The 858-nt window shown below is 61.8% G+C and carries 1 protein-coding gene; it reads left to right on the top strand.

What is annotated here, in order from left to right; translation table 11 throughout:
- The coding region (locus EOA85_RS36310; RefSeq protein WP_206523501.1) for a trimethylamine methyltransferase family protein at positions 1-615 on the top strand (615 nt) is incomplete at its 5' end.
- Positions 616-858 lie beyond the last annotated feature (243 nt).

Below are 858 nucleotides of genomic sequence, written 5' to 3'. Positions count from 1 at the left end.
GTCGACATGAAGTCCGGCGCGCCGGCCTTCGGCACGCCGGAATATATGAAGGCGCAATTGGTCGGCGGCCAGCTCGCCCGCCGCTACAACATCCCCTACCGCACCTCCAACACCTGCGCCGCCAACACGGTCGACGCGCAGGCGGCCTATGAAAGCGTGTTCTCGCTGTGGGGCGCCATCCAGGGCGGCGGCAATCTGATGATGCATGCGGCAGGCTGGCTGGAAGGCGGCCTGCGCTGCTCCTACGAGAAGACCATTCTGGACATCGATCTGCTGCAGATGGTGGCCGAGTTCCTGACCCCGCTCGACCTCTCCGAGGAGGCCCTTGGCTTCGACGCCATCCAGTCCGTCGGTCCGGGCGGCCATTTCTTCGGCACCCAGCATACCCAGGACCGCTACAAGACCGCTTTCTATTCGCCTATCATCTCCGACTGGCGCAATTTCGAGACCTGGGCGGAAGCCGGATCGCCGACGGCTCTCGAAAAGGCGAATCGGGTCTGGAAGGAGCGGTTGGCCTCCTATGAAGAGCCGTATATGGACCCGGCTATCCGCGAGGAGCTCAACGCCTTCGTCGACAAACGCCGGTCCGAAGGCGGCGCGCCGACCGATTTTTAACTATCTGTATTGGTTTGATGAACAGTCGACCGCCACTCCGTCGAGCGTCACCCGACACCTCTCCCCCGGTCGACAGGGTAGAGGGAGGGCGTGAGATCATTCCAGCCGGCGCCCTTCTCCGCTTTGTGTTCACCCCCCGCTCACTCGATTCAATCTCTTCAAAAACGGAACTATCTTCATGAAATCTCATGCAAAAGCGGTTGTCATCGGCGGCGGCGTCGTCGGCTGCTCGGTGCTCTACCA

The organism is Mesorhizobium sp. M5C.F.Ca.IN.020.29.1.1 (genome assembly GCF_003997375.1).
In the GTDB taxonomy this organism is placed as follows: domain Bacteria; phylum Pseudomonadota; class Alphaproteobacteria; order Rhizobiales; family Rhizobiaceae; genus Mesorhizobium; species Mesorhizobium wenxiniae.
The sequence above is the reverse complement of the archived record's forward strand: the minus strand, read 5'-3'. Positions and strand labels throughout refer to the sequence as shown.